Source organism: Lysobacter sp. 5GHs7-4, from assembly GCF_021284765.1.
GTDB lineage: Bacteria > Pseudomonadota > Gammaproteobacteria > Xanthomonadales > Xanthomonadaceae > Lysobacter.
Window position 1 is genome coordinate 1,074,391 of record NZ_CP089924.1, and the last position, 26,390, is coordinate 1,100,780.

A 26,390-nucleotide genomic window follows, 5' to 3' on the forward strand; every position below is an offset into this window, starting at 1 on the left:
AATTTGGAGTCCGCATCGTGATCGATCCGGACGGCTACAGGCCCAATGTCGGCATCGTGCTGATGCACCCGGACGGCCGCCTGTTCTGGGCCCGACGCGTGCATCGCGACGGCTGGCAGTTCCCGCAAGGCGGGATGAACACCGACGAGACGCCGCTCGAGGCGATGTACCGGGAGCTGCGCGAAGAGACCGGCCTGCTGCCGCAGCACGTCGAGGTGCTGGGCGCGACCCCGGGCTGGCTGCGCTACCGCCTGCCGCAGCGCGCCATCCGGCGCAACGACCGCCTGGTCTGCATAGGCCAGAAACAGGTCTGGTTCCTGCTGCGCCTGACCGGGCAGGAGTCCGACCTGCGCCTGGACCTGACCGACAAGCCCGAGTTCGACCACTGGCGCTGGGTGGACTTCTGGTACCCGGTCGAGCACGTGGTGGTGTTCAAGCGCGGGGTCTATTCCAGCGCCCTGCGTCATCTGGCCCCGTTCGCGCGCAGCATTGCCGGGGCCCAGGCGGTGCCGGCGCCCGGCCCGGACCCCCGTCCGCAGATGGACCCGCGCGCAGGCGGCCCCGGCCGCAACCGCCAGCGGCCCCGGTCGCGCCCACCCGGGATGAACGCCCGCGGGGGGCAGGATCCGTCAACGAATTGACAATCATTCTCATTCCTGGCGAAATGGGTTCGCAGCCGATCCGGCTGCCTGCCCGCCCAACGCCACCGTGTACGTCTGCATCTGCAACGGAGTCACCGAACGCGACATCCTCCAGGCCGCCGAGGCCGGTTGCCGCAGCGTGCCCGAACTGACCATGCGGACCGGCGCCGGCGCCAATTGCGGCAGCTGTCTGGACATGGCCTCCGAGCTGCTGGAACGCGCCCGCGCCTCGCGCGAGTTGCCGCTGCCGGTGTTGCAGCAAGCCGCCTGACCGTCCCGCGCGTCGCGGTCCGCGGCGCCGCCTTCCGTCGATTCGCCCCTGTGCCGCCGTGTGCGAAATGCACTCGATTCGCGTTCCGTCACGGCGTGCGCGAAAGGTCTAGAGTGCCGCCATTGCAAACGCTGGAGCAGGGCCATGAAGGGCGACCCCAAGGTCATCGAATTCCTCAACAAGGCGCTCTATAACGAGCTGACCGCGATCAACCAGTACTTCCTGCACGCCAAGATGCTGAAGAACTGGGGCCTGAAGGAACTCGCCGATCACGAGTACCACGAGTCGATCGACGAGATGAAGCACGCCGACAAATTGTCCGAGCGCATCCTGTTCCTCGACGGCCTGCCGAACTTCCAGGCGTTGGGCAAGCTGCGCATCGGCGAGAACCCGCGCGAACTGCTCAACTGCGATCTGGCGCTGGAGCTGGAGGCGCTGCCGGTGCTGCGCGACGGCATCAAGCACGCCGAGGCCGTGGGCGATTACGTCAGCCGTCAGCTGTTCGCCGACATCCTCGATTCGGAGGAAGAACACATCGACTGGATCGAAACCCAGTTGGCGCTGATCGATCGCCTGGGCGAGCAGAACTACCTGCTGACCAAGATCGAAGAGTAAGGCGCCGGTCGCACGCGACCGGCCACCGCATCCAGCCAGCCATCGGGCGCGCCGCGCGCGTCACGTCGCCAGCCAGACATCGAAGCCACCGGCATGCCGGTGGCTTTTTTGTTGGGCGCCAAGAACGTCGCGTTCGACGCCGGCGGGTGCGATCGCGGGATCAGCCCGCCACCGGTACCGGCTTGGGCTTGCGCCGGAAGATCAGCCGCCAGACCCACCACAGCAACAGCGCCACGACCAGGCTGATCAAGGCGACCAGCGATAGCGCGATCCACGGGTGGGCGAACACCAGCGCCAGGGTGCCGACCACGGCCAGGTCCTCGCCGACCGAGGCGGTCCAATTGGTCACCGGCTCCGGCGAGGTGTTGAGCAGCACGCGCGAGCCGGCCTTGAGCAGGTGGCTGCCCAGGGCGACGCCGGCGCCGGTGGCGAGCGCGCCCGCGCCGAGTTGGCCGTCCGGCGACAGCGTGGCCGCCGCCAGGAACGCGCCCGCGGGCACCCGCAGCAGGGTGTGCAGCAAGTCCCAGCCTGAATCCACGCCGGGGATCTTGTCGGCGAAGAATTCGGCGGCGGCGAGCACGCCTGACACGCCGATCACCCACGGCGACTGGGTCGCCTGCAGGGCCTGCGGCAGATCCAGCCAGCCCAGGGCGCCGGCGATGCCGACCCCGAACACGGTCAGGTAGACCCGGACCCCGGCCAACCAGGCGAGAACTACCCCAATTGCGAACAGGTGCGCATCGGACACGGCGGCAACCCCGCTAGACTTGTCGGCCGAGTATAGAACCACGCAGCGGCCCCCGCCGCCCCCGTCGCATGGCCAAGGCACCACCGCCCCGTTTCGTGATCGTCCAGCAGCAGCCCGACCGGCGGCCCCTGATCGTGGCCGTGGTCGCGGTGGTGTGGCTGGCCTCGCTGGCCGGCGCCTGGACCTGGGCGACCTGGCGCGCCGCGCCGCAGCTGCCCCGGGTCAGCGCCGAACTCGATGCGGTGCGCGCGACCCTGCGCGAGCGCCAGGCGCGCCTGGACCAGCTGGAGCAGCGCGAGGCCACGCTGGAGCGCTCGGATCAGATCAGCCGCGTCGCCAACAAGCAGGTGCAGGGCGCCCTGGCCGAGCGCGAGGAGGAGATCGCCGACCTGCGCGCCGACGTCGCCTTCTACGAGCGCCTGGTCGGTTCCACCGGCAAGCCGCAGGGCCTGAACGTGCATTCCACCCAGTTCTCGCCCGAAACCGGCGGCACCTGGCGTTATCTGATCGTGCTGACCCAGAACCTCAACCGCGGCGCGGTCAGCGCCGGCCGGCTCGAGTTCGCGGTCGAGGGCGTGCGCAACGGCAAGCTGGCCACGGTCGGCTGGAACGAGCTGCACCAGAAGCCGGCCGCGCCGGCGCAGGATTATTCTTTCCGCTACTTCCAGCAGCTCGACGGCAGCGTGATGCTGCCGGCCGGGTTCACGCCGCAGCGCGTGCGCGTGTCCCTGCGGGGCGACAACGCCTCGGTGGATCAGGCGTTCGACTGGCGCAGCGGCGCAACCGTCACCGGGGAAACCTAAGTCATGTTCAAGCCCAACAAACCCACCCAGCTCGCGGCCGGCCAGGTCGACACCATGATCGGCCCGCAGGTGGTGATCCGCGGCGACCTGCAGTTCAGCGGCGGGCTGTACATCGAGGGCCGCATCGTCGGCAAGATCGTCGCCGAACCGGGCCAGCTGGCGGTGCTGACCCTGGCCGAGAACGGCAGCATCGAGGGCGAGGTGCATGCGCCGGTGGTGATCATCAACGGCGAACTCACCGGCGACGTCTACGCCGCCGAGCGCGTCGAGCTGGCGGCCAAGGCGCGCGTGCTGGGCAACGTGCATTACAAGGTGGTCGAGATGATCGCCGGCTCCATGCTGACCGGCCGCCTGATCCATTCGGACACCGCCGGCGCGCCGCGCGCGGGCGCTGAAGCCCCGGTGACCGCGCACGCCCTGGCCGACTGAGGGCGATTGCGCCGGCCCGCGCCGCGCCCTATTAATGGGGCATGGCCCAATCCGAACATAGCCCCGAAGCACGCGATCCAGGGCCGCGCGGTCCCCAGAACGCACCCGCCCACTGGCGTTATGCGGCCGCCGTGGCGCTGACCGCCGTGCTCGCGTTCGGCGGCTGGGGCCTGTGGCGCGCGTTGTCGCCGGCGCCGCCGGCCACGCTCAGCCCCGACGCCGCGCGCGACTTGCGCGCCGAACGCGCCGAACTGGAACAGCTGCGCCAACGCGTGACCACGCTGAGCCGTTCCGACCAGATCAGCCGCGAGGCCAACCGCGACCTGCAGGGCACCTTGTCCGAGCGCGACGAGGAAATCGCCGGCCTGCGCGCCGACGTGGCCTTCTACGAGCGCCTGGTCGGCTCCACCGCCCAGCGCCGCGGCCTGGCCGTGCACGCCTTGCGCGTGCAGCCGCAGAACGGCGGCGCCTGGCATTTCACCAGCACGCTGACGCAGAACCTCAACCGTGGCGCGGTCAGCGCCGGGCGCCTGACGGTGGTGCTGGAAGGCACGCGTGGCGGCAAATTGCAGAAGCTGAGCTGGGACGATCTGCGCCAGCAGCCGAATTCGCCCGGGCTGGCGTACTCGTTCAAGTACTTCCAGCAGGTCGAGGGCGATGTGTTCCTGCCCGCGGGCGTGACGCCGGTGCGGTTGACCGTGCGCCTGACCCCGCAAAGCGGCGCGGCGGTGGAGCAGTCCTTCACCTGGGCCGAGGCCACGCGCGAGGGCAATGGGGCGACGGCGGTGGAGTAGGACCGCCGGCGTTCGCTTTTGCTCGTGATTTCCGCGCAGGCGGGCTCAGCTTTACTTCGGCGCGAACCGAGCATCCAGGGACTTCAGCCGGTGGCTGGGTTTCGCGGAGGAGTGTCAGGGTCGCGGCCTTCGCCTTTGCTCGTCATTCCCGCGAAGGCGGGCTCCGCTTTACTTCGGCGTAAGCCGAGCATCCAGGGACTTCAGCCGGTCGCCCAAGGCCCTACAGCGCCGCTCCAACCGCGTTACCCCCACCCATCGACCGCAGCGTTCGATCCGCGAGCTTGAATGCGCGGCCTTCGCCCCCCATCCTGACGGCATGGAAACCATCACTGCCCTGCCCACGGCGCCGGACTACCAGTCGCTGGAGCGTCCGCTCGAGTTCACCAGCGCGGCCGCGGCCAAGGTGCGCGAGCTGATCGCCGAAGAGGGCAATGCCGCGCTCAAGCTGCGCGTCTACATCCAGGGCGGCGGCTGTTCGGGCTTCCAATACGGGTTCGAGTTCGACGAGCAGCAGGGCGAAGACGACCTCGCCGTGCGCACCGACGAGGTGACCCTGCTGGTGGACCCGCTGAGCCTGCAGTACCTGATGGGCGCCGTGGTCGACTACACCGAAAGCCTGCACGGCGCGCAGTTCGTGATCCGCAATCCGAACGCCAAGACCACCTGCGGCTGCGGCTCCTCGTTCGCGGTGTGAGCGACGCGGCCGACCAAGCGGCGCGCGCGCCCTACGCCTTCGTCGAAGCCGGCAGCGACGCCGCGGTGCGCGCGGCGCTGGATCGTGCCGACCACCTGCGCGACCAGCCCGAGGCGCTGACTGCGCTGTGGCCGCGGGCGCGCGTGATCCTGCTAGACGACTCCGGCCAGGCCCTGGCCGACGACGAAGGCCAGCTGCTCGCCCCCACCGGCACCGAACTCAGCGCCGGTCCGGGCGGCGTGGGCGCGGCCGTGTTTCTGGGCCTGGCGCCCGACGGCGTCGGTTGGTTCGCGCTGGATTCGACCTTGTCCGCGTTCGAGGCGCCGCGCCGGGTCGACCTGCGCAGTGCCGCCGCGCACTGGCCGGCGCTGCATGCCAGCGTGTTCGCGCAGGCGCGCGCGCTGCAGCATTGGCGCACGCGCAACCGCCATTGCGGCGTCTGCGGCGGCGAGGTCGGATTCTCGCGCGGCGGCTGGCAAGGCCGCTGCGGCCAATGCGGCGCCGAGCACTACCCGCGCACCGATCCGGCGGTGATCGTCGCCGTCAGCGATGGCGAGCGCCTGTTGCTGGGCCGCCAGACCGGCTGGCCGGCGCGGCGTTACTCGGTGCTGGCCGGCTTCGTCGAGCCCGGCGAATCGCTGGAGCAGACGGTCGCGCGCGAGGTGCTGGAAGAGGCCGGCGTGCGCGTGCTGCGCTGCCATTACATGGGCTCGCAGCCCTGGCCGTTCCCGGGCGCGCTGATGCTGGGCTTCTTCGCCGAGGCCGGGCCGGACGAGCCGCAGGTCGGCGACGAGCTGGAAGAAGCGCGCTGGTTCAGCGCACAAGAAGTCCGCGAGGCCCAGGCCCGCGGCGAGCGCGCGCCGCGCGAGGACGACGACGGCCCGCTGCTGTCGCCCAGCATTTCGATCTCGCGCTGGCTCATCGATCAGTGGCTGGCGGCCGCCGAGGCACGTGCGCTGCGTTGAGCCACGGTAGAATCGGGCTCGGCCGGGCGCTGCGACGCTTCCGGCCGTGACGGCGGCATGCGCGGACGCGCATCCGCCCACGCATTCATCGGGTACGCCATGCCGGGAGCCGCGCCGTAATGTCAGAAACGCTGATCGCCGCCGTCGTAGCGCTAGTGCTGGGCCACCTCGCGCAGTCGCTGGCGGCCTCGGTGCGGCATTACGGCTGGTACGCCGACTGGCTGCGCTGGTTGGGCACGCGCTTTCCCGAGGACAGCATCTGGCGCGGCCGCTGGGGCATCGCCCTGGCGCTGGTGCCGCCGCTGCTGGCGGTGGGTCTGTTCCAGCTGGCCCTGGACGAGCCGCTGTACGGCCTGGCCGGCTTGGTGTTCGGCATCGCGGTGCTGTTTTACGTTTGGGGACCGCGCGACCTGGACCTGGACGTGGACGCGATCGTCGCCGCGCCGGACCCGGCTTCGCGCCGCGAGGCCGCGGCGCGCCTGTGGCCGCACAACGCGACCCCGTCGCTGGACGGCGGCTCGCTGGTCGAGGCGGTGTTCCGCAACGCGCTGCGGCGCTGGTTCGGGGTGCTGTTCTGGTTCCTGCTGCTGGGCCCGTTCGGCGCGGCGCTGTACCGCCTGACCGAGCTGGCCGCCGAGGGCGAGGCCGCGCAAGAGCTGCCCGGCGAAACCGCCGCGGGCGCGCGCACCCTATTGGCGATCCTGGAATGGCCGGTGGCGCAGCTGCTGACCCTGGCGTTGGCCCTGGTCGGCAATTTCGACACCGTGCTGGGCGCCTGGCGCGAGTCCGGCGGCGCATCCTTGAGCCTGGAAAACCGTTTCCTGGGCGCGGTCGCGCGCGCCAGCGTGAAGACCGAGCTGGCCGAGGAAGCTGCGGACTACGCCGACGAGGCCGGTGCCGCGGCGTACGCGAGTTCGGAACTGCCCGAGCTGCGCGATGCGATGAGCCTGGTGTGGCGCAGCCTGCTGGTGTGGCTGGCGGTGTTGGCGCTGTTCGTGATCGCCGGCTTCGTCAGCTGAGCCTGCAGCCTCGCGCCAACGCGCGAGGGATCAGTGCGCGTCCAGCGCGGCGCCCATGACCGCCAGGCCGCCGAACAGCAGCAGCCACAGCGCGATGCCGATCGGCACGATCACCGCCGAGGCGATCGCCCAGTTGGCCGCGCTGCGCGAGGCCGCGCGCGCGCCGACGATATCGCCCGCGGCGCGCTTTCCGTCGACCTGCGCGGCGTAGACGATCGACACCACGCCCAGCGGCAGGCAGCAGAACAGGGTGGACAGGATCGCCCAGACCAGGTGATTGGGGACGTACTCGCCGTGCGGTGCGTTCATGCGGTTCTTCGTGTTCCGGAGACGTCGCCTGGGCGACAGGGGGCGGCGCGGATCAGCCCGGCGCGAGCCAGCTGAAGGGCCACCAGGGCAGATTGCGCGCGATCCAATAACCGAAGAGCAGGACCAGCCAGAACTTGGCGCTGAGCAGCCCGTCGATGGCGCGCTTGGGCAGGGGCAGGCGGTAGCCCATGCCGTGCGCGATCAGCATCGGCAGGGCCGGGATCACCACGAACAGCAGGGGGTTCATCGCCCAGGCCTGGGCGAGGTCGCCGTGGACCAGTCCGTGCAGGGCGCGGGTGCTGCCGCAACCCGGGCAGTAGAGCCCGGTGAAGTGGAAGAACAGGCAACCGGGCAGCGGACTGTCGGGCGCGTTCGGATCGACGCGGCGCAACAGCCAGACGCCGGCCCCGACCGCCGCGAACGCGGCGGCCGCGGCCGTCGCGTGCCACAGTCGGGGCTGGCGCAGCGCGGTCATATCAACCGCCGCTCTGCATCTTCTGCATCATTTCCATGTATTCGGCGGTGCCGCCCATCATGAAGCTGCCGATGTTGAGCAGCACGCCCAGCGCGACCATCGCGGTGGCGACCCAGCACCAGATCTTGGCGTTCTCGGAGGCCTTGCGCGCGCCTTCCAGGTCGCCCTGGTTGGACTTGCTGTTGACCTGCGAGCCGTAGACGATGCCGACGATGCCCGGCGCGCAGCCGATGATGCAGCACAGGCAGAAGCCGAGCACGGTCATGCTGATCGACCAGGCCAGGTAGTTTTGAATCGGCTGCGCAGGCGCGGCCTGAGGCGGCTCGTACATGGGTGTCCCCTATCCTTGTTGTGTAGTGTGATCGCCGGCACTGGCCGACGCCCCCTCACCCATCCTAGCAGCGGGCCGCGACACCTGTCAGTCCTGAACGGTCGGTCCTGAACGGACCGCGCGGACTAGGCCGCGTCGCCGCGCAGCGTGCGCACCTGCGCCTCCAGGCTCTCGGCGCTGGCAGTGGCACCGTCCACCGGCGCGGCCGCCACCACCTCGACCTGGGCGCGGAAACGTCGTGGCACGCGCATGCGCGACAGGCGCGAATCGCGGTGGCTCCACATGCTGGACCACATCCCGCGCAGCGCCATCGGAATCACCGGCACCGGCTGCTTGGCCAGGATGTGCTCGACGCCGGACTTGAACTTGGCGATTTCGCCGTCCTTGGTCAGCGCGCCCTCGGGGAAGATGCCGACGATCTGGCCGTCGGCCAGCGCGGCCTCGATCTCGGCGAACGCGCGCTGCATCAGCTCGGGATTCTCGCGCGCGCCGGCGATCGGGATCGCCTTGGCGGTGCGGAAGATCCAGCTCATCACCGGGATGTTGAAGATCTTGTAGTACATGACGAAGCGCACCGGCCGCGGGATGCTGGCGCTGAGGATCAGCGCGTCCATGTAGCTGACGTGGTTGCACACCACCAGCGCCGCGCCTTCGTCGGGAATGCGCTCCACGCCCTGCACGCGCAGGCGGTACAGCGTGCGCACCAGCACCCAGCTCATGAAGCGCATCAGGAATTCGGGCACCAGGGTGAAGATCCAGATCGCGACCAGCACGTTGGCGATGGCCAGGGCCAGGAACACCTGCGGGATCGTCCAGTCCAGCAAGCGCTGCAGGGCCACGCCCAGCACCGCGGCCAGCACGATGAAGGCCGCGTTCTGGATGTTCATGCCGGCGATCACGCGCGACAGCTCGTGCTTGGGCGTGCGGCTCTGGATCAGCGCGAACAGCGGCACCACGAAGAAGCCGGTGAACAGGCCGATGCCGACCAGGTCGACGACGATCCGCCAGCTGCCCGGCTGCCGCATGAAGGTCGCGATGTCCACGCCGGTGGTCGCGGCCAGGCCGGTGCGGGCGAAGTAGAGGTCGAACAGGAACGCGCTCATGCCGAACGCGCCCAGCGGCACCAGGCCGATTTCGACCGTGCGCGCGGACAGCTTCTCGCACAGCATCGAGCCCACGCCGGTGCCGATCGAGAACAGCGCCAGCGGGAACACGTACCAGTCGCCCATGCCGAGGTTGATCTCGGTGTAGGTCGGGATGTTGCCGGTCAGCACGGTGCCGACGAACCAGAACCAGGACACGCCCAGGATCGAGTTGCGCACCGCGACCTGCTTGCGCGCCAGGCGGATGATCGCCAGCGATTCGGGCAGCGGGTTCCAATTGATCTTGAGCTCGGGCGCGCCGGCCTCGGCGCGCGGAATCGCGCGGCTGACCAGGTTGCCGGTGATCGCCAGCGCGATGATCGCGCCCGCCGCGACCTCGGGCCCGTGATCGCCGGCGATCTTGAAGATCAGGCCGCCGAAGATCATGCCGATCAGGATCGAGATCGAGGTGCCCATCTCGACCAGGCCGTTGCCGCCGGTCAGCTCCTCGGGCTTGAGCACCGAGGGCAGGATCGAATACTTGACCGGTCCGAACAGCGTCGACTGCAGGCCGGTGCAGAACAGGGCCGCCAGCAGCACCGGCAGGTTGTGGGTCACGAAACCGATCGCGGCCAGCGACATGATCACGATTTCCATCGTGGTCGTGATGCGGATCAGCCGCGACTTTTCCAGCTTCTCGGCGATCTGGCCGGCGGTGGCCGAGAACAGGAAGTAGGGCAGGATGAAGATGGCCGGTGCGAGGTTGGTGTAGAGCGTCTTGTCGGCCGCCTCCACGCTCATGTAGCCGAGCAGGCCGATGATCGCCTGGCGGTACACGTTGTCGTTGAACGCGCCCAGCGCCTGGGTCAGGAAGAACGGCAGGAAACGTCGCTGCTTGAGCAGTTCGAACTGGTTGTGCGCCATGCGGTCCTGCTTTGGGCGTTGGGGGCCGCGCCTGGGGCGCGGCGGGAGCTGTGCGGGGCGAGCCTAGCAAAACCGCCTGGGCGCGGTGTAGCGGGTTCGCAGTGGTAGCGGAAAAGTAGCCTGGTGGAGGAGTGGCCCTAGACCGGTCGCGGCCGGTGATGCGCTGGGGCGTCCGGTGTGCGTGCGGAGGCGGTGACCGGGCCGGGCGCGCTGAAAGCGCCGTCGCGCTCGAAACACCGTGCGCGCATGTCGAAACCGGGTGAAGACGCAGGCCGTCGTTTCGACGCCAGCCAGCTTGGCCTGGCTACTCTCGGTCCGGACCCTTGCGTAGAGGAGATCGCCATGTCCGCGGATACCAAGACGCCGTTGGATCACGTCAATGCGGCGCTGAGCCAGCTCAAGGAAATGCGTCACTACTCCAAGAACTATGTCGAACAGTTGACCGCGCAGTGGCTATTGTTCGACGGCCAGTTGTCGAAGCTGAAGCTGGCCGCGCACATCGAAGACTTGATGGTGCGCCAGGGCGAGCTGTACGACGCCTTGGAGAAGGAGATCGCCGAGCTGGAAGAGGTGGCGGTGTCTCTGCAGCCGGCGCCTGAGGAGGCGGTGGCGCAGTAATCGTTGCGCCGCCTTTAGGTGGCGCCGCCGCTCGTGGTGGCATGGTCGCGGCTCGCGCCGCTCCTGCGAAGAGTGGATAGGTCGTCGCCGTTAAACCAACGAAAACGGCCGGGAGCACGAGCTTCCGGCCGTTCGTGTGGGTGCGACGATACGCGGTTTAGGACTGAGCGCCTTGGCGCTCGCGCTCGATCGCGCGCCAGCCGATGTCGTGACGGTGGAATTCGCCGTGCCAGGAGATGCCGGCCACCGCTTCATAGGCGCGGTGCTGGGCATCGGCCACCGTCTCCCCCAGCGCGCACACGCACAGCACACGACCGCCGGCGGTGACCACCTGGCCGTCGACCAGCTTGGTACCGGCATGGAACACCCTGCTGTCCTCGGGCATCGGCACGTCCCAGGTGCTGATGGGATCGCCGGTGCGCGGCGTGTCGGGATAGTGCTCGGCGGCCATCACCACGCCCAGCGAGGGACGCGGATCCCACTGCGCCTGGGTCTCGTGCAGGCGGCCGTCGATCGCGGAGTCGACCAGGTCCAGCAGGTCCGATTGCAGGCGCATCATCACCGGCTGGGTTTCCGGATCGCCGAAGCGCACGTTGAACTCGATCACCTTGGGCGCGCCGCTCTTGTCGATCATCAGACCGGCGTAGAGAAAACCCGTGAAGGGGATGCCGTCGGCGATCATGCCGCGTACGGTCGGCTCGACCACCTCGCGCATCACACGCGCGTGCACCTCCGGAGTGACGACCGGGGCGGGCGAGTACGCGCCCATGCCGCCGGTGTTGGGGCCGGTGTCGCCGTCATGGACGCGCTTGTGGTCCTGCGAGGTCGCCATCGGCAGGGCGGTGCGGCCGTCGACCATGGAAATGAAGCTGGCTTCCTCGCCGTCGAGGAACTCCTCGATCACCACGCGCGCGCCGGCGGCGCCGAAGGCGTAGTCGGCCAGCATGTCGGTGATCGCGGCCTCGGCTTCGGCCAGGCTCATCGCGACGATCACGCCCTTGCCGGCGGCCAGGCCATCGGCCTTGATGACGATGGGCGCACCCTTCTCGCGCACGTACTCCAACGCCTCTTCGACGTGAGTGTGCACGGCGTAGTGCGCGGTAGGGATCTTGTGACGGGCCAGGAAATCCTTGGCGTAGGCCTTGCTGCCTTCGAGCTGGGCCGCCGCGGCGGTGGGCCCGAAGATGCGCAGGCCGGCGGCGCGGAAGCGGTCGACCACGCCGGCGACCAGCGGCGCCTCGGGGCCGACCACGGTCACCGCGACGTTCTCGGCCGCGACCAGCGCCAGCAGGCCGTCGATGTCGGTGGCGGCCACCGCGACATTGCGGCAGCCGGCTTCGGTGGCGGTGCCGGCGTTGCCCGGGGCGACCAGGACCTCGTCGATGCGCGGGGACTGGGCCAGCTTCCAGGCCAGCGCGTGTTCGCGCCCGCCGGACCCGATGACGAGGACCTTCATACGTGCTCCAGGGAAATAACGGATGGGGAGTGGCACATGAGCCATGGGATTTTACGGCAAGGGCCGCGATGGGATGGTGGCTGTTACCATCGGCGCCGCTACGCCGGGCTTCGGCCCGGGCATGGACGCTGTGGCCCCCCGGAAGGCGGCGCCGCGCGGCGCGACCGAACCCGGGCGCCGCCCGGCAGCGGACGTAGCGGCACGGACGCGGCCCGGCGCTCGACTCTCCTTCGACTCTAATCGGAACCGTCCGCATGGATTGGCTGCTGCACCAGATCGAACTCGCGATCTCTCCCGTCATCGGCGCGATCAACAACCTGCTGTGGAATTACGTGCTGATCTACGGCCTGCTGGCGGTGGGCGTGTTCTTCACCGTGCGGCTGGGTTTCGTGCAGGTGCGGCGCTTCCCGCACATGCTGAAGGTGATCGGACGCGGCACCGACGGCGACGACGCCGGCATTTCGCCGTTCCAGGCGCTGTGCACCTCGCTGGCGGCGCGCGTGGGCACCGGCAACCTCGCCGGCGTGGCCATCGCGATGAGCCTGGGCGGCGCCGGCGCGCTGTTTTGGATGTGGTGCACCGCTGCCGTGGGCATGGCGACCGCGTACGCGGAAAGTTCGCTGGCGCAGCTGTACAAGGTGCGCGACGAGAAGGGCCAGTACCGCGGCGGCCCGGCTTACTACATCGCGCGCGGCCTGCGCGCGCCGAAGATGGGCTGGGCGTTCGCGGCCTGCCTGTTGTTTTCCTACGGCGTGGTGTTCAACGGGGTGCACGCCAACGCGATCGCGCAGTCGGTGGGCGAGACCTTCAAGTTCTCGCAGACCCAGGTCGCGGTGACGCTGGTGGTGCTGACCGGCGCGATCATCTTCGGCGGCCTGCGTTCGATCGCCAAGGTCGCCGAGTGGGTGGTCCCGTTCATGTCGATCGGCTACATCGGCCTGGCGGTGTGGGCGCTGGTCGCGCATTACGACCAGATTCCGGCGGCGGTGATGATGATCCTGCGCGGCGCCTTCGGCCTGGATCAGGCCGCGGGCGGCATCGCCGGCGGTCTGGCGGCGGCGATGCTCAACGGCGTCAAGCGCGGCCTGTACGCCAACGAGGCCGGCATGGGCAGCGCGCCCAACATCGCCGCGGCGGCCACGCCGGTGCCGCACCATCCGTCCAGCCAGGGCTTCGTGCAGGCGCTGGGCGTGTTCTTCGACACCATGTTCATCTGCACCGCGACCGGTCTGATCGTGCTGCTGTCGGGGGTGCTGGGGCAGGGCGGCGACGGCGTGGTGATCACTCAGCGCGCGATGACGGTGTTCTTCGGCGAGTGGGGCGCGTGGTTCGCGTCGATCGCGCTGTTCTTCTTCGCCTTCACCACCATCCTGGGCAACTATTCCTACGCCGAGAGCGGTCTGCTCTACATCGGCGGGGGGCGCAAGTCGTTGTTCGCGCTGCGCATCGTGGCCTTGTGCGTGATCGTGTGGGGGGTGTTTTCGAAGGTGCAGTTGGTCTGGGACGCGGCGGATGCGGCGATGGCGGTGATGGCGACCTTGAACTTGATCGCGGTGGTGTTGTTGGCCAAGGTGGTGGTCAAGTTGACGCGCGATTACGACCGGCAGTTGGACGCGGGCAAGTCGCCGGAGTTTCATATCGCGCAGTACCCGGAGTTGGGCGAGGGTGTGGATCACGAGATATGGAAGGAGCGCACGCCTAAGGCTTGAGGGCGGGTCGCGCTTTGGAGGATCTGCGCTGTGCGCGGACGGCGCGCTTTCTTTGGCGCTTCCTGTAGGAGCGGCGTGAGCCGCGAGCGTGAGTTCCGGCTATTGCGCTTCTCAGGTTCTGATGGCCTCCAAGCTCCGGCGTCGCGCTTTAGCTCCCTCCTTTAACAAAGGGTGAAGCCGTGCGCTTACGAACCGCAGGTTCGTGTACGGCTGAACGCCGGCAGGCTATGCCTGCTGGCCGGGCGGGTTGGGGAGGATTTGCTGTTGCCGTTGTTTCGCTTCTTCTGACCGAAGGTCAAAGGCCTCCGCCTGCTGCGCATGCAGGTCACTTTCTCTTGCTCGCGCTCTCTGTAGGAGCGGCGTGAGCCGCGACCGCGAATCCCGGTTACCGCGTCTGTCCGGCTCCGATAGCCTCCAAACTCCGGCGTCGCGCTTTTAGCTCCCTCCTTTGACAAAGGAGGGTTGGGGAGGATTTGCTTTTGTTCTTGCTCTGTTGCTTCTGACCGAAGGTCAACGGCTTCCGCCTGCTGCGCATGCGGGTCACTTTCTCTTGCTAGCCCAAGAGAAAGTAACCAAAGAGAAGGGCTTGAGCCCAGAGCTCCCGTGTGGCTTCGGTTCTGGCGCGGGGATTTTTCGATAAGACATCCCTGTCTTATCGAAAAACGGCGCGCGTCCTGCGCGCCGCCCTCCGGGTCTACGGTTGGTCGTGTGGCTTCGGTTCTATGGGTTTGAATGCCGCAGCAACTGCAAAATCAACGGCAACGGCAACGGCAACGGCAACGGCAACGGCAACGGCAACGGCAACGGCAACGTTGGCTTCAACTTCAACCGACGGTGTCGAAGGCCGGGTGATAGCGTACGGTGCCGGCTGGGATCGTGCCGTCGAACGGCAAGGCCATGAAGTACTCCGGCGGTAGGCCGGGGTAGTGCAGCGCGGTGTGGTGGCGGAAGCCGAAGCGGGTGTAGTAGGCCGGGTCGCCGGCCACCACGCAGCCTTGGGCGCGCAGGGCGCGCAGGGCGCGCAGGCGCGCCAGGCCGGTGTCGATCAGGGCGCGGCCGATGCCGTGTCCCTGTTCGGTCGGTGCCACCGCGACCGGGCCCAGGCCGTACCAGGCGCCGGCGGCATCGTCGATGCGGATCGGCGAAAACGCGATGTATCCCAGCAGCGCGTCGTCGCGCATGGCTACCAGAGACAGCGTCAAGGCATCGGCGGCGCGCAAGGCGTCGACGATGCGGTGTTCGGTCTGCTGGCTGTGCGGGTGGTCGGCGAACGCGGCCGCGACCACGGCGCGGATCGCGTCGTGGTCGCCGGAACGCTCGTCGCGGAGGGTCGAGGTTTTTATCGGGGCGATCCGTGTGCGTTAGCCGCAAATATGCCGCGACGCGGCCTCAGGTGCCAACACGTTCGCGTTCGATCGCGCGCCAGCCGATGTCGCCACGGTGGAACATGCCTTCCCAGGCGATTCGGGACACCGCCTGGTGAGCGCTGTCCTGCGCGTCCGCGACGGTGTCGCCCAGGGCGCACACACACAGCACGCGGCCGCCGGCGGTCACCACCTGACCATCGACCAGCTTGGTGCCGCTGTGGAAGACCTTCTGCTCCATACCGGTCGAGATGCCCAACCCCTGAATGACGTCGCCGCTGCGTGGGGCGTCGGGGTAGTTCGCCGCCGCCATGACCACGCCCAAGGCCGGGCGGGGATTCCAGCGCACGTCGACGGTGTGCAACTGCTTGTCCAGGGCGGCTTCGATCAGCTCCAGCAGGTCGGATTGCAGGCGCATCATCATCGGCTGGGCTTCGGGGTCGCCCAAGCGCACATTGAACTCGATCACCTTGGGTGCGCCGCTCTTGTCGATCATCAGGCCGGCGTAGAGAAAACCCGTGAAGGGGATGCCGTCGGCGATCATGCCGCGCACGGTCGGTTCGACCACCTCGCGCATCACCCGCGCATGCACGTGAGGCGTGACCACGGCAGCGGGCGAATAGGCGCCCATGCCGCCGGTATTCGGGCCGGTGTCGCCGTCGAACGCGCGCTTATGGTCCTGCGAGGTCGCCAGCGGAAGGGCGGTGCGCCCATCGACCATGGAGATGAAGCTGGCCTCTTCGCCATCGAGGAATTCTTCGATCACCACGCGCGCGCCGGCTGCACCGAACGCGTTGCCGGACAGCGCGTCGGTGACCGCGGCCTCGGCCTCGGCCAGGCTCGTCGCGACGATCACGCCCTTGCCGGCGGCCAGGCCGTCGGCCTTGATGACGATGGGAGCACCCTTGTGTCGGACGTACGCCAGCGCCTCGTCGAGGTGCGTATGCACGGCATAGTCCGCCGTCGGGATCTGGTGACGGGTCAGGAAATCCTTGGCGTACGCCTTGCTGCCCTCCAGGCGAGCCGCCGCCGCGCTGGGCCCGAAGACGCGCAGATTGGCGGTGCGGAAGCGATCGGCCAGGCCGGCAACCAGCGGGCCTTCCGGGCCGATCACGGTGAGGCCGATGTTCTCGCGCCGGGCCAGCTGCAGCAGGCCTTCGGTATCCGTCGCCTGAACGTCGACATTGCGGCATTTGCGCTCCGTCGCCGTACCCGCGTTGCCGGGCGCCACGATGACCTCGGCCACGCGGCGCGACTGCGCCAGCTTCCAGGCCAGCGCGTGCTCGCGGCCCCCGGAGCCGATCACCAGCACCTTGACGACCGACCGTGCGACCGCTGGCTGGATTTGAGCGGCGGCCGCGGGTGCGCTGCGGCTGTCGCGGAACCAGTAAGCGAACCACAGCGCCGGGCTGTACAGGACCATCGCGCCAGCGGCAATGATCAGTGCGTACGATGCGGAGATTTTGCGAAACGCGAATATCTGGCTGTTGTAGGCCTGGATGATCGCGACCATGCCGATCAGCACCAGCACGAAGATCGCCAGTTCCGAACCCAGGAACAGCCGCCAGCGTTCGTCGCTCTGCATGGCGCGGGCATGGTCCTTGCTGAACCTGCTGCGCGCGATCTCGGCGCTGGCATAGATCAGGCTGATGCCCAGGACGATGCGCAGGCCGTTGGAGTTGGGCAGCGCCATTTGTATGAAGCCAACGACGATTCCGCACAGCAGCATCGCCGCGGCGAATATGCCTATGTACTTCAGCATGGACGCAGAGGCCGCGGTATTGGAACGTGAGTACTTGCTCATGGGGCCTGCTGCAGGACTTAGGGGCGGCAAGTACGAGTGCCGCGCCCGCCAGGATCGGGGCGCGGCTGTCGTGCCGATAACGTCAGTGGCGGAAGTGACGCACGCCGGTGAACACCATCGCCAGGCCGTGCTCGTCGGCGGCGGCGATCACTTCGCTGTCGCGCATCGAGCCGCCGGGCTGGATCACCGCGCGCACGCCGGCGGCGGCGGCCGCGTCGATGCCGTCGCGGAACGGGAAGAAGGCGTCGGAGGCCATCACCGAGCCCGGCACGACCAGGCCGGCTTCCTCGGCCTTGAGCGCGGCAATCTTGGCCGAGACCACGCGGCTCATCTGGCCGGCGCCGATGCCGATGCTGCGGTGGTCGCGGGCGTAGACGATGGCGTTGGACTTGACGAACTTGGCGATGCGCCAGGCGAACAGCAGATCGCTCAGCTGCGCGTCGGTGGGCGCGAGCTTGCTGACCACCTTGAGCTCGTCGCGGCCGACTTCGCGGATGTCGCTGCTCTGCATCAGCAGGCCCGAGCCGACGCGCTTGACGTCGACATTGTTGCGGCCGTCGCCGTGCGGGATGCGCAGCACGCGCACGTTGGCCTTCTTGGCGCAGTAGGCCAGCGCGGCCTCGTCGTATTCCGGCGCGATCAGCACCTCGACGAACTGGCGGTCGAGAATGGCCTTGGCGGTGGCGGCGTCGAGCTTGGTGTTGAAGGCGAGGATGCCGCCGAAGGCCGAGGTCGGGTCGGTGGCGTAGGCCAGCTCGTAGGCGTCGCCGCAGGCCACGCCTTCGGCCACGCCGCAGGGGTTGGCGTGCTTGACGATCACGCAGGCCGGACGCTCGAACTGGCGCACGCATTCCCAGGCCGCGTCGGCGTCGGCGAGGTTGTTGTAGCTAAGCTCCTTGCCCTGCAGCTGGGTGAAGGTGGCCAGGGTGCCCGGCACCGGGTACAGGTCGCGGTAGAACGCGCCCTGCTGGTGCGGGTTTTCGCCGTAGCGCAGGTCCATCACCTTGACGAAGTTGCTGTGCTGCTGCGACGGGAACTGCTGGCTGCGCGCGCCGTCGGCGTCCAGCGAGGACAGGTAGTTGGCGATGCAGGCGTCGTACTGGGCGACGCGGTTGAACGCGGCCACCGACAGGGCGAAGCGGGTGGGCGCCGACAGCGTGCCGGCGTTGGCCTGCAGCTCCGCGATCAGGTCCGCGTACTGGGCCGGATCGGTGGCCACCGCGACGCGGGCGAAGTTCTTGGCCGCCGAGCGCAGCATGGCCGGGCCGCCGATGTCGATGTTCTCGACGATGTCCTCGAACGAGCTGTCGGCTTTGGCCGAGACCTGCTCGAACGGATACAGGTTCAGCACCAGCAGGTCGATCGCGCCGATGCCGTGTTCGGCCATCACCGCGTCGTCGATGCCGGCGCGACCGAGCAGGCCGCCGTGCACGATCGGGTGCAGGGTCTTGACCCGGCCGTCCATCATTTCCGGAAAACCGGTGACTTCGGAGACGTCGCGCACGGCCAGGCCGGCGTCGCGGATGGCCTTGGCGGTGCCGCCGGTGGACAGCAGTTCCACGCCTTGCGCGGACAGGGCACGGGCGAGGTCGAGCAGGCCGCTCTTGTCGGAAACGGAGAGCAGCGCCCGGCGGACGGGCAAACGATCGGAGGTCATGCGGGGAGTCGGGCAGCGGAAGGGCGCGGGAATTATAGCGGGGCGGGGCTGCCCACCCGGCCGGTCGGCGGTGTTTGGGGACGCGGTTGCGCCGGTTCGGGGCCAGCCTGCGCCGTGAGGAGCGCCGGGCTGGACCGACGGGTAAGGAATGCGCTACTCCGCCGATGGGCGGGCGGAACCGCCGTCATCGGCGGCGCCAGCGGCTAAGCTGGTGTCCGTTCGCCCGCAAGGGCATGGGGACGCTCAGGGAATGGCATCGATTTACGCGTTGAAGGGGCGCTTCCAGGCGCTGTTGCGGCCGCTGGTGCGCGGCCTGTACGCCGCCGGCGTGACGGCCAACCAGGTCACGTTGTTCGCCTGCCTGGGTTCGTTCGCGGTCGCGGCCTGGGTGCTGTGCGGCGGCGCGCAGCAGCCCGGGGTGTTCGCGGCGCTGCCGGCGTGGATGTTCCTGCGCATGGCCTTGAACGCCATCGACGGCATGCTGGCGCGCGAGCACGGCCAGCAGTCGCGGCTGGGCGCCTACCTCAACGAATTGTGCGACGTGGTCTCCGACAGCGCCCTGTACCTCAGCCTGTTGGCGGTGCCGAGCGTGGCGCCGTGGACGCTGCTGGCGTTTGCCGGCATGGCCGCGCTGACCGAGTTTGCCGGCATCCTCGGTCCCCTGGTCGGCGCGCCGCGCCGCTACGACGGGCCGATGGGCAAGAGCGACCGCGCCTTCGTGGTCGGCGCGCTGGGCCTGGCGTTGGCGTTGGGCTGGGCCGGTGCGCGCGCGACCGAACTGGTCGCGATCCTGGCCGCGTTGTTGTGCATCTGGACGGTGCTGCGGCGGGTGACCGCCGGCGTGCGCCACGGCGCGGCGTCCGCCGACGCCGCAAGCTTGGAGAGTCGTGAATGAGGGAACAGCAGGAACGCCAATACGCCAGCTTCGACGGCACGCAGCTCTATTACCGGCATTGGCCGGCCGCCGGCGAAGGGCCGCGGCGCGCGGTGGTGCTGCTGCATCGCGGCCACGAGCATTCCGGCCGGGTCGCGCACCTGGTCGACGAACTGGGCCTGGACGATTGCGATTTCTTCGCCTGGGATGCGCGCGGCAACGGCCGCTCGCCGGGCGAACGCGGCGATGCGCCGGGGTTCGAGGCGCTGGTGCGCGATCTGGACCGGTTCGTCGCGCATATCGCCGATGCGCACGGCATTGCGGTGGAAGACACGGCCGTGATCGCGCAGAGCGTGGGCGCGGTGGTGGCCGCGACCTGGGCGCACGACTACGCGCCGCGCCTGCGCGCGCTGGTGCTGGCGTCGCCGGCGTTCAAGGTCAAGCTGTACGTGCCGTTCGCGCGCGCGGGCCTGGCGCTGATGCAGAAGCTGCGCGGCAACTTCTTCGTCAACAGTTATGTGCAGCCGCAATGGCTGAGTCACGACCCCGAGCGCGTGGCCAGCTACCGCAGCGATCCGCTGATCGCGCGGCCGATCTCGGTGCGCGTGCTGCTGGGCCTGTACGAGGCCGCCGACCGCATCGTCGCCGATGCGCAGGCGATCCGGGTGCCGGTGCAGCTGCTGGTGTCGGGATCGGACTTCGTGGTCCATCGCGCGCCGCAGGACCGCTTCTACGAGCGTCTGGGCTCGAGCATCAAGCAGCGCCATTTCCTGCCCGGCTTCTACCACGACACGCTGGGCGAGAAGGACCGCGCGCCGGCGCTGGGCAAGATCCGCGATTTCCTGCGCGCGCGTTTCGAGCAGCCGTTGCAGCAGGTCTCGCTGCTGGACGCGCATCAGCGCGGCGACAGTTTCGAGGAGGCCGAACGCCTGGCCTGGCCGCCGGAACGCAATTCGCTGCAGGATCTGCGCTGGCGTTTCGTGCGCGCCGGCCTGCGCTTCGGCGGCGGCCTGTCGGAAGGCATCCGCACCGGCCTGGACACCGGTTTCGACTCCGGCAGCAGCCTGGATTACGTGTACCGCGATCAGGCGCGCGGCGCCGGGCCGCTGGGGCGCATGGTCGACCGCAACTATCTGGACGCGATCGGCTGGCGCGGCATCCGCGTGCGCCGCACGCATCTGCACGAGCTGTTGGGCGAGGCCATGCGGCGCCTGCGCGCGGCCGGCGCGCCGGTGGACGTGGTCGATATCGCGGCCGGCCACGGCCGCTATGTGCTGGAAGCGCTGGCCGGCGGCGCCGACTCGATCCGGCTGCGCGACTACAGCGACCTCAACGTGCGCCAGGGACGCGCGCTGATCGCCGAACTCGGCGCCGGCGGCGTGGCCGAGTTCGAGCAAGGCGATGCCTTCGACCGCGCCGCGCTGGCCGCGCTCACGCCGCGGCCGACGTTGGCGATCGTCTCGGGGCTGTACGAGCTGTTCCCCGACAACGCGCTGGTGCGGCGTTCGCTGTCCGGTCTGGCCGACGCGGTCGCGCCCGGCGGCTATCTGGTCTACACCGGCCAGCCCTGGCATCCGCAGCTGGAGTTCATCGCGCGTGCGCTGACCAGCCATCGCGGCGGCGAGGCCTGGGTGATGCGGCGGCGCTCGCAGGCGGAGATGGACGAGCTGGTCAGCGCCGCGGGCTTCCGCAAGCTCGATCAGCGCATCGACCGCTGGGGCATCTTCACCGTCTCGCTGGCGCAACGGGTCCAGGCATGAGCGACGCCGTCGCGCGCCGGCCCTGGGGTCGCGCATTGGTGTGGCTGGCCTTGCTGGGGCCGTTTTTCTTCCTCAGCTACGGCTATGCGAACTCGGTCGCGGCCCAGCGCGTAGGCGTGCCCAGCGTCGTGTTCGATTGGGAGCACGCGATTCCGTTCTGGGCGTGGACGATCGTGCCGTACTGGTCGATCGACCTGTTCTACGGCATCTCGCTGTTCGTCTGCCGCGACCGGCGCGAGCTGGACAACCAGGCGCTGCGCCTGCTTACCGCGCAGCTGATCGCGATCGCGTGCTTCCTGGCGTTCCCGCTGACCTTCAGCTTCGTGCGGCCGCAGACCGAGGGCGCGTTCGGCTGGATGTTCGACGTGCTGCTGGGCTTCGACAAACCATTCAATCAGGCGCCTTCGCTGCACATCGTGCTGCTGATCGTGCTGTGGGTGCGGTTCGCCCAGCACCTGGGCGGCGTGTGGCGCTGGCTGCTGCATCTGTGGTTCGGCCTGATCGGGCTGTCGGTGCTGACCACCTATCAGCATCATTTCATCGACGTGCCGACCGGCTTGCTCGCGGGCTGGCTGTGCGTATGGCTGTGGCCGGAGGGCGCGCGTTCGCCCTGGCGCGCGACGGCGTGGGCGCGCGATCGCGCGCGCTGGCGGCTGGCGGCGCTGTACCTGGCGGGCGCGGTGTTGTGCGCGGCCTTGGCCTGGGCGCTGGGCGGCGCGGCCTGGTGGTTGCTGTGGCCGGCGCTGTCGCTGCTGTTGGTCGCGGCGAACTATGGCGTGCTGGGCGCCGACGGCTTTCAGAAGCGCGCCGACGGACGCCTCACGCCGGCCGCGCGCTGGCTGTTCGCGCCCTACCTGTGGGGCGCCTGGCTCAATTCGCGGCTGTGGACGCGGCGCGCGCCGCGTCCGGTCGAGATCGCCGACGGCGTGTGGCTGGGGCGCATGCCGGGGCGTGGCGAGGCGGCCGGCTTCGCGCTGGTCGATGTCTGCGCCGAACTGTCGGCGCCGGCGGGGCTGCGTCCGGTGGCGGTGCGGCCGATGCTGGACCTGGTGGTGCCCGAGCCGGCGACGCTGCGCGCGGTCGCGCAGGACATCGAAGCGGCGCGCGCGAGCGGGCCGGTGCTGGTGTGCTGCGCCTTGGGCTACTCGCGCAGCGCGGCGGCGGTCGCGGCCTGGTTGCTGTACAGCGGCCGCGCCGATGGCGTCGAGGCCGCGCTGGCGCGCGTGCGCGCGGCGCGGCCGGCGGTGGTGCTGGGCGACGCCCATGGACGCGCGCTGCAGGCGTCCTATGCTGAGCAGGCCATCACCGCCGCGCCGCTGGGAGCGCCCGCCGCATGACCACCGCTTTCGATCTGCACACGATGGGCCTGCTGCTGCGGCAGGGGCGGCGCCTGAACACGCTGTCGCTGGGCCTGCTGGCCCTGACCGGGGTGTGGCTGTTGTTCGTGGGCTTCGGCTTCGGCGCGCTGCAGGGCTGGACCGCCTGCGCCCTGGTCGCGAGCGTGGCCGCCGGTTTGCTGCAGGTCTACCATGCCGCGCGCGTGGACTTCGATGCCGGGCTGATGCTGGCGGCGGCGCGCGAGGGCGATCCGGCTCAGGCCGCTGCGAGGGTGGATGCCAGTTTGCAGGCGCTGGGCTTGCAGCCGCGCGAGCGCGCCGGTCGCGACTGGCCCGCGCGTTGGCGCGGCGCGCGCGGCCTGCTGCGTCGGCAGGCCGCGTGCCTGGTCGCCCAGGCTCTGCTGCTGGCGTCGGCATGGTGGTGGGCGCCGCAGCCGCTGGAGGTGGATTACGAGCCGGCCGCGTTCGACGACGGCCGTGCCGCCCTGGCTCTGCCGCGGTTGGCTTCCGGGGACGCGTCGCATGCTTAGTGGATGGATCGCCGACGGTTTCAGTTTTGCGATCCGCGCCCTGACCGGTGCGCGTGCGCTGTGGCGCTGCCCGCCGCTGGGGGACCGCCGCGTCTATTACGGCAACCATGTCAGCCATGGCGATTTCGTGATGATCTGGTCGGCGCTGCCGCCGGCGCTGCGCGGCGAGACCCGGCCGGTCGCGGGCGCCGACTACTGGCAGCGCGACGCGCTGCGCCGGTATCTGATCCGCGAGGTGTTCAACGGCGTGCTGGTGGATCGCGAGCCCAAGCCGCCGGACTGCGGCGATCCCGATCAGCGCCGGCACGAGGCCATGCAAACGCTGTGCGACGCGGTCGACGGCGGCGCTTCGCTGATCCTGTTCCCCGAAGGCACGCGCAACCAGGGCGACGGCCTGTTGCCGTTCAAGAGCGGTCTGTATCACCTGGCCCGCTTGCGGCCGGAACTGGAGTTCGTACCGGTGTGGATCGACAACCTGGCGCGGGTGATGCCCAAGGGCAAGCTGCTGCCTCTGCCGCTGCTGTGCACGGCGACCTTCGGCGAGCCCTTGCGGCTGCATAGCGAGGAGGGCAAGGCGGCGTTTCTGGCGCGCGCGCGCGACGCTTTGCTGGCCCTGTCCGGCGACGGCGCGTGCGCGCCCAAGGATGCCGCGTGCTCCTGATCGAACGTCTCAAGGTGTTGCCGCATCCGGTGCTGCTGTTTTTGGGCGTGGCGGGCGTGCTGCTGCTGGCCACGGCGATTTCCGAGTTCCTGCGCTGGCGCGCGCGCGACAAGAACAGCCCGGTGCTGGCCAACTTGACCGCGCGCATCCGCGCCTGGTGGGTGATGGCGGCGGTGGTGGGGGCGTCGTTCCTGATCGGGCGGATCGGCGTGATCGTGCTGTTCGCGCTGGTGTCGTTGTTCGCGCTACGCGAGTTCATCACCCTCACGCCGACCCGGCGCAGCGATTACTACGCGCTGGCGGTGGCGTTCTATGCGGCGCTGCCGCTGCAGTACTGGCTGATCTACACCGATTGGTACGGGCTGTACACGCTGCTGATCCCGGTCTATGCGTTCCTGCTGTTGCCGATCCTGTCCACGGTGGGCGGCGATACCACGCACTACCTGGAGCGTGCGGCCAAGGTGCAGTGGGGGCTGATGATCTGCGTGTTCTGCATTTCGCACGTGCCGGCGCTGTTGAATCTGGACATTCCCGGCTACGAGGGGCGCAATCTGTTGTTGATCGCGTTCCTGGTGATCGTGGTGCAGTCCTCGGACGTGCTGCAGTACGTGTGGGGCAAGTTATGCGGCAAGCGTCTGATCGCGCCCAAGCTGTCGCCGTCGAAGACGGTGGAGGGCTTCGTGGGCGGGGTGGCGTCGGCGACGGCGCTGGGGGCGGCGTTGTGGTGGATCACGCCGTTCACGCCCTTGCAGGCGGCGGCGTTGGCGTTGGTGATCAATCTGATGGGGTTCTACGGCGGGTTGGTGATGTCGGCGATCAAGCGCGATCGGGGGATCAAGGATTGGGGGCACATGATCGAGGGGCATGGGGGGATGCTGGATCGGTTGGATTCGGTGTGTTTCGCGGCGCCGGTGTTTTTCCATCTGATTCGGTATTGGTGGGTGTAGCCGGCCGCTTTGCGCGCATTGCGCGCAGGCCGGCTACACGCCCGGCCAAGGATGGCCGGGCCGGACGGTCCGAAGCCAGCGTCTTCTCGCCATGGATGGCAGCGAGTGGCGGCCTATGCGTCGTGCAGAACGCGCTCATCCCAAGTGGACAGCCTTTGCAGTTGCTTGCCATCCCCGCGTAAGCGGGGATCCAGTGTCTTTAGCACCCTCTTACACGCAAGTTTGGCCTTTGGTTTTTTGCTCCCTCCTTTGGAAAAGGGTGAAGCCGTGCGCTTACGAACCACAGGTTCGTGTACGGCTGAACGCCGGCAGGCTATGCCTGCTGGCCGGGCGGGTTGGGGAGGATTTGCTTTTGTTCTTGCTCTGTTGCTTCTGACCGAAGGTCAAAGGCTTCCGCCTGCTGCGCATGCGGGTCACTTTCTCTTGCTGGCCCAAGAGAAAGTAACCAAAGAGAAGGGCCTGAGCCAAAAGCTCCCGTGTGGTTTCGGGTCTGGCGCCGGGATTTTTCGATAGGACATCCTTGTCCTATCGAAAAACGGCGCGCGTCCTGCGCGCCGCCCTTCGGGTCTACGGTTGGTCGTGTGGTTTCGGTTCTATGGATTTGAATGCCGGAGCAAACTCAACGGCAACGGCAACGGCAACGGCAACGGCAACGGCAACGGCAACGGCAACGGCAACGGCAATTGCCATAAAGCGATAGCTCTTGCTTTTGCCCGTCATTCCCGCGAAAGCGGGAATCCAGTGACTTCAGCGAGCGGCTCGGTTATCGCAGCGGTGTTGCGATAAAGCGGCAGCTCTGCTTTTGCCCGTCATTACCGCGAATGCGGGCTCCTCCTTACTTCGGCGCAAGCCGAACATCCAGTGACTTCAGCGGGCGGCCCGGTTATCGCAGCGGTGTTGCGATAAAGCGGCAGATCTGCTTTTGCCCGTCATTACCGCGAATGCGGGCTCCTCCTTACTTCGGCGCAAGCCGAACATCCAGTGACTTCAGCGAGCGGCTCGGTTCTCGCAGCGTTGTTGCGATAGAGCGGCAGCCCTCGGGCGACAGCAAAGGCAGGCGCAGCTGCTCGCAGCCTTGGGTGGCCGACAGCTGCTTGTTTTATGGTTACTTCGCGCAATCGCGTCCGTGCGGCCGGTCGTCCGCTTCGTGGATGCGTTCATGGCTAAGGCTGCGCAGAGGCTGCGCGTACTCGCGATGGGGTGCCGGCGCGGCGCAGGTGCGCCTGGCGGGTATTACTCCAGCCCGTACTCGCGCAGTTTCTTGCGCAGGGTGGCGCGGTGGATGCCTAGCATCGAGGCGGCGCGGCTTTGGTTGCCGTCGCAGTGTTGCAGGACTTCGGCGAACAGCGGGATTTCGAGTTCGCGCAGCGCGATCTCGTAGAGGTTCTCGGTGCCGCTGCCGTTGAGGTCGCCCAGGTAGCGCCGGATCGAGGTCGCCACGTGGTCGCGCAACGGGACGCGCGGTCCGCTGCGGCTGGCTTCGTTGCGATCGGTTGCGGCGTTCAAGCGGTTCCCCTGGTGCAGTGTCGTCCCGCCGGGCGGGTGCCTGGCGCAGAGCGCGGCGGACGGGCGG

At 68.8% G+C, this 26,390-nt stretch carries 26 protein-coding genes and 3 pseudogenes; 18 read left to right on the forward strand and 11 right to left on the reverse strand.

The window, feature by feature from the left end; all coding sequences use genetic code 11:
* Window positions 1–17 precede the first annotated feature (17 nt).
* The 3 genes and pseudogenes from LVB77_RS04635 to bfr form a co-directional block, all read left to right on the forward strand.
* Window positions 18–497 (forward strand): annotated as a pseudogene (locus LVB77_RS04635) (RNA pyrophosphohydrolase); the annotation flags it as partial.
* A gap of 211 nt (window positions 498–708) precedes the next feature.
* Window positions 709–912: a (2Fe-2S)-binding protein gene (locus LVB77_RS04640; protein WP_232909042.1), complete on the forward strand. Its 204-nt coding sequence runs from the start codon at window positions 709–711 to the stop codon at window positions 910–912.
* A gap of 144 nt (window positions 913–1,056) precedes the next feature.
* On the forward strand, window positions 1,057–1,527 hold the full coding sequence (gene bfr, locus LVB77_RS04645) for a bacterioferritin (RefSeq protein WP_232909043.1): 471 nt from the start codon (window positions 1,057–1,059) through the stop codon (window positions 1,525–1,527).
* A 160-nt stretch (window positions 1,528–1,687) separates the two neighbouring features.
* Here the strand turns inward: bfr and LVB77_RS04650 are convergent, their stop codons facing one another.
* On the reverse strand, window positions 1,688–2,275 hold the full coding sequence (locus LVB77_RS04650; RefSeq protein ID WP_232909044.1) for a DUF4126 domain-containing protein: 588 nt from the start codon (window positions 2,273–2,275) through the stop codon (window positions 1,688–1,690).
* Window positions 2,276–2,343: 68 nt separating this feature from the next.
* On the opposite strand from LVB77_RS04650, the gene LVB77_RS04655 reads away from it, so the two are divergent.
* The 6 genes and pseudogenes from LVB77_RS04655 (at window position 2,344) to LVB77_RS04680 (ending at window position 6,979) form a co-directional block, all read left to right on the forward strand.
* Window positions 2,344–3,078, forward strand: coding sequence for a DUF6776 family protein (locus LVB77_RS04655; protein ID WP_232909045.1), 735 nt, complete (start codon window positions 2,344–2,346; stop codon window positions 3,076–3,078).
* 3 nt (window positions 3,079–3,081) lie between these two features.
* A pseudogene (locus LVB77_RS04660) lies at window positions 3,082–3,453 on the forward strand (polymer-forming cytoskeletal protein); the annotation flags it as partial.
* Window positions 3,454–3,638: 185 nt separating this feature from the next.
* Entirely contained in the window at window positions 3,639–4,301 is a 663-nt protein-coding gene (locus LVB77_RS04665) for a DUF6776 family protein (protein ID WP_232909046.1), read from the forward strand.
* 316 nt (window positions 4,302–4,617) lie between these two features.
* Entirely contained in the window at window positions 4,618–4,995 is a 378-nt protein-coding gene (gene erpA, locus LVB77_RS04670) for an iron-sulfur cluster insertion protein ErpA (RefSeq protein WP_232909047.1), read from the forward strand.
* A 65-nt stretch (window positions 4,996–5,060) separates the two neighbouring features.
* Window positions 5,061–5,960 (forward strand): NAD(+) diphosphatase, encoded by a 900-nt coding sequence (gene nudC / locus LVB77_RS04675; RefSeq protein WP_232910151.1) that lies wholly within the window; start codon window positions 5,061–5,063, stop codon window positions 5,958–5,960.
* Window positions 5,961–6,079: 119 nt separating this feature from the next.
* On the forward strand, window positions 6,080–6,979 hold the full coding sequence (locus LVB77_RS04680; RefSeq protein ID WP_232909048.1) for a hypothetical protein: 900 nt from the start codon (window positions 6,080–6,082) through the stop codon (window positions 6,977–6,979).
* 30 nt (window positions 6,980–7,009) lie between these two features.
* On the opposite strand, the gene LVB77_RS04685 is transcribed toward LVB77_RS04680, so the two are convergent.
* The 4 genes from LVB77_RS04685 to LVB77_RS04700 form a co-directional block, all read right to left on the reverse strand.
* Window positions 7,010–7,288, reverse strand: a complete 279-nt coding sequence (locus LVB77_RS04685) for a CD225/dispanin family protein (RefSeq protein ID WP_232909049.1) — start codon at window positions 7,286–7,288, stop codon at window positions 7,010–7,012.
* A 52-nt stretch (window positions 7,289–7,340) separates the two neighbouring features.
* Window positions 7,341–7,763: a DUF2752 domain-containing protein gene (locus LVB77_RS04690; protein WP_232909050.1), complete on the reverse strand. Its 423-nt coding sequence runs from the start codon at window positions 7,761–7,763 to the stop codon at window positions 7,341–7,343.
* A gap of 1 nt (window position 7,764) precedes the next feature.
* Entirely contained in the window at window positions 7,765–8,094 is a 330-nt protein-coding gene (locus LVB77_RS04695) for a CD225/dispanin family protein (protein WP_232909051.1), read from the reverse strand.
* 125 nt (window positions 8,095–8,219) lie between these two features.
* Window positions 8,220–10,100 carry an MFS transporter gene (locus tag LVB77_RS04700; protein WP_232909052.1) on the reverse strand — a complete coding sequence of 627 codons (1,881 nt, stop codon included), beginning with the start codon at window positions 10,098–10,100 and terminating at the stop codon, window positions 8,220–8,222.
* Window positions 10,101–10,442: 342 nt separating this feature from the next.
* On the opposite strand from LVB77_RS04700, the gene LVB77_RS04705 reads away from it, so the two are divergent.
* Window positions 10,443–10,718 (forward strand): hypothetical protein, encoded by a 276-nt coding sequence (locus LVB77_RS04705; RefSeq protein WP_232909053.1) that lies wholly within the window; start codon window positions 10,443–10,445, stop codon window positions 10,716–10,718.
* A gap of 157 nt (window positions 10,719–10,875) precedes the next feature.
* Here LVB77_RS04705 and purD (LVB77_RS04710) read toward each other — a convergent pair whose 3' ends face one another.
* Window positions 10,876–12,174 carry a phosphoribosylamine--glycine ligase gene (gene purD, locus LVB77_RS04710; RefSeq protein ID WP_232909054.1) on the reverse strand — a complete coding sequence of 433 codons (1,299 nt, stop codon included), beginning with the start codon at window positions 12,172–12,174 and terminating at the stop codon, window positions 10,876–10,878.
* Window positions 12,175–12,428: 254 nt separating this feature from the next.
* Between purD (LVB77_RS04710) and LVB77_RS04715 the strand changes: the two genes are divergently transcribed.
* Window positions 12,429–13,883, forward strand: a complete 1,455-nt coding sequence (locus tag LVB77_RS04715) for a sodium:alanine symporter family protein (RefSeq protein WP_232909055.1) — start codon at window positions 12,429–12,431, stop codon at window positions 13,881–13,883.
* A gap of 824 nt (window positions 13,884–14,707) precedes the next feature.
* Here LVB77_RS04715 and LVB77_RS04720 read toward each other — a convergent pair.
* The 4 genes and pseudogenes from LVB77_RS04720 to purH all read right to left on the reverse strand — a co-directional run bounded on the left by LVB77_RS04720 (window position 14,708) and on the right by purH (window position 18,708).
* Window positions 14,708–15,169 (reverse strand): N-acetyltransferase, encoded by a 462-nt coding sequence (locus tag LVB77_RS04720; RefSeq protein ID WP_232909056.1) that lies wholly within the window; start codon window positions 15,167–15,169, stop codon window positions 14,708–14,710.
* A gap of 103 nt (window positions 15,170–15,272) precedes the next feature.
* Window positions 15,273–16,592 (reverse strand): phosphoribosylamine--glycine ligase, encoded by a 1,320-nt coding sequence (gene purD, locus LVB77_RS04725; protein WP_232910153.1) that lies wholly within the window; start codon window positions 16,590–16,592, stop codon window positions 15,273–15,275.
* A gap of 96 nt (window positions 16,593–16,688) precedes the next feature.
* Window positions 16,689–17,051: pseudogene (locus LVB77_RS04730) on the reverse strand (ABZJ_00895 family protein); the annotation flags it as partial.
* Window positions 17,052–17,133: 82 nt separating this feature from the next.
* Window positions 17,134–18,708, reverse strand: a complete 1,575-nt coding sequence (purH, locus tag LVB77_RS04735) for a bifunctional phosphoribosylaminoimidazolecarboxamide formyltransferase/IMP cyclohydrolase (RefSeq protein WP_232909057.1) — start codon at window positions 18,706–18,708, stop codon at window positions 17,134–17,136.
* Window positions 18,709–18,958: 250 nt separating this feature from the next.
* Between purH and LVB77_RS04740 the strand changes: the two genes are divergently transcribed.
* From LVB77_RS04740 to LVB77_RS04770, 7 genes are all read left to right on the forward strand, one after another.
* Window positions 18,959–19,603 (forward strand): CDP-alcohol phosphatidyltransferase family protein, encoded by a 645-nt coding sequence (locus LVB77_RS04740; RefSeq protein ID WP_232909058.1) that lies wholly within the window; start codon window positions 18,959–18,961, stop codon window positions 19,601–19,603.
* On the forward strand, window positions 19,600–21,342 hold the full coding sequence (locus LVB77_RS04745) for a bifunctional alpha/beta hydrolase/class I SAM-dependent methyltransferase (RefSeq protein ID WP_232909059.1): 1,743 nt from the start codon (window positions 19,600–19,602) through the stop codon (window positions 21,340–21,342). The genes LVB77_RS04740 and LVB77_RS04745 overlap by 4 nt, the downstream gene beginning before the upstream one ends.
* A complete protein-coding gene (locus tag LVB77_RS04750; protein ID WP_232909060.1) occupies window positions 21,339–22,679 on the forward strand; it encodes a phosphatase PAP2/dual specificity phosphatase family protein in 1,341 nt (446 codons plus the stop codon). The genes LVB77_RS04745 and LVB77_RS04750 overlap by 4 nt, the downstream gene beginning before the upstream one ends.
* Entirely contained in the window at window positions 22,676–23,209 is a 534-nt protein-coding gene (locus LVB77_RS04755) for a hypothetical protein (RefSeq protein WP_232909061.1), read from the forward strand. The genes LVB77_RS04750 and LVB77_RS04755 overlap by 4 nt, the downstream gene beginning before the upstream one ends.
* Window positions 23,202–23,870 (forward strand): lysophospholipid acyltransferase family protein, encoded by a 669-nt coding sequence (locus LVB77_RS04760; protein ID WP_232909062.1) that lies wholly within the window; start codon window positions 23,202–23,204, stop codon window positions 23,868–23,870. Before LVB77_RS04755 ends, LVB77_RS04760 begins: the two co-directional genes overlap by 8 nt.
* Window positions 23,861–24,817: a phosphatidate cytidylyltransferase gene (locus tag LVB77_RS04765; protein WP_232909063.1), complete on the forward strand. Its 957-nt coding sequence runs from the start codon at window positions 23,861–23,863 to the stop codon at window positions 24,815–24,817. Before LVB77_RS04760 ends, LVB77_RS04765 begins: the two co-directional genes overlap by 10 nt.
* 573 nt (window positions 24,818–25,390) lie before the next feature.
* The gene (locus LVB77_RS04770) at window positions 25,391–25,603 is read left to right on the forward strand and encodes a hypothetical protein (protein ID WP_232909064.1); all 213 of its coding nucleotides are present in this window, start codon (window positions 25,391–25,393) and stop codon (window positions 25,601–25,603) included.
* Between the two features lie 447 nt (window positions 25,604–26,050).
* Here the strand turns inward: LVB77_RS04770 and fis are convergent, their stop codons facing one another.
* A complete protein-coding gene (fis, locus tag LVB77_RS04775) occupies window positions 26,051–26,323 on the reverse strand; it encodes a DNA-binding transcriptional regulator Fis (RefSeq protein WP_232909065.1) in 273 nt (90 codons plus the stop codon).
* Between the last annotated feature and the right edge of the window lie 67 nt (window positions 26,324–26,390).

Coding starts and splice junctions, on each gene's coding strand:
- LVB77_RS04760 (WP_232909062.1), top strand. CDS start 23,202: ATGCTTAGTGGATGGATCGCCGACGGTTTCAGTTTTGCGATCCGCGCC.
- LVB77_RS04700 (WP_232909052.1), bottom strand. CDS start 10,100: ATGGCGCACAACCAGTTCGAACTGCTCAAGCAGCGACGTTTCCTGCCG.
- bfr (WP_232909043.1), top strand. CDS start 1,057: ATGAAGGGCGACCCCAAGGTCATCGAATTCCTCAACAAGGCGCTCTAT.
- purD (WP_232909054.1), bottom strand. CDS start 12,174: ATGAAGGTCCTCGTCATCGGGTCCGGCGGGCGCGAACACGCGCTGGCC.
- LVB77_RS04695 (WP_232909051.1), bottom strand. CDS start 8,094: ATGTACGAGCCGCCTCAGGCCGCGCCTGCGCAGCCGATTCAAAACTAC.
- LVB77_RS04715 (WP_232909055.1), top strand. CDS start 12,429: ATGGATTGGCTGCTGCACCAGATCGAACTCGCGATCTCTCCCGTCATC.
- LVB77_RS04755 (WP_232909061.1), top strand. CDS start 22,676: ATGACCACCGCTTTCGATCTGCACACGATGGGCCTGCTGCTGCGGCAG.
- LVB77_RS04655 (WP_232909045.1), top strand. CDS start 2,344: ATGGCCAAGGCACCACCGCCCCGTTTCGTGATCGTCCAGCAGCAGCCC.
- LVB77_RS04680 (WP_232909048.1), top strand. CDS start 6,080: ATGTCAGAAACGCTGATCGCCGCCGTCGTAGCGCTAGTGCTGGGCCAC.
- LVB77_RS04745 (WP_232909059.1), top strand. CDS start 19,600: ATGAGGGAACAGCAGGAACGCCAATACGCCAGCTTCGACGGCACGCAG.
- LVB77_RS04690 (WP_232909050.1), bottom strand. CDS start 7,763: ATGACCGCGCTGCGCCAGCCCCGACTGTGGCACGCGACGGCCGCGGCC.
- erpA (WP_232909047.1), top strand. CDS start 4,618: ATGGAAACCATCACTGCCCTGCCCACGGCGCCGGACTACCAGTCGCTG.
- LVB77_RS04685 (WP_232909049.1), bottom strand. CDS start 7,288: ATGAACGCACCGCACGGCGAGTACGTCCCCAATCACCTGGTCTGGGCG.
- LVB77_RS04750 (WP_232909060.1), top strand. CDS start 21,339: ATGAGCGACGCCGTCGCGCGCCGGCCCTGGGGTCGCGCATTGGTGTGG.
- LVB77_RS04705 (WP_232909053.1), top strand. CDS start 10,443: ATGTCCGCGGATACCAAGACGCCGTTGGATCACGTCAATGCGGCGCTG.
- purH (WP_232909057.1), bottom strand. CDS start 18,708: ATGACCTCCGATCGTTTGCCCGTCCGCCGGGCGCTGCTCTCCGTTTCC.
- LVB77_RS04740 (WP_232909058.1), top strand. CDS start 18,959: ATGGCATCGATTTACGCGTTGAAGGGGCGCTTCCAGGCGCTGTTGCGG.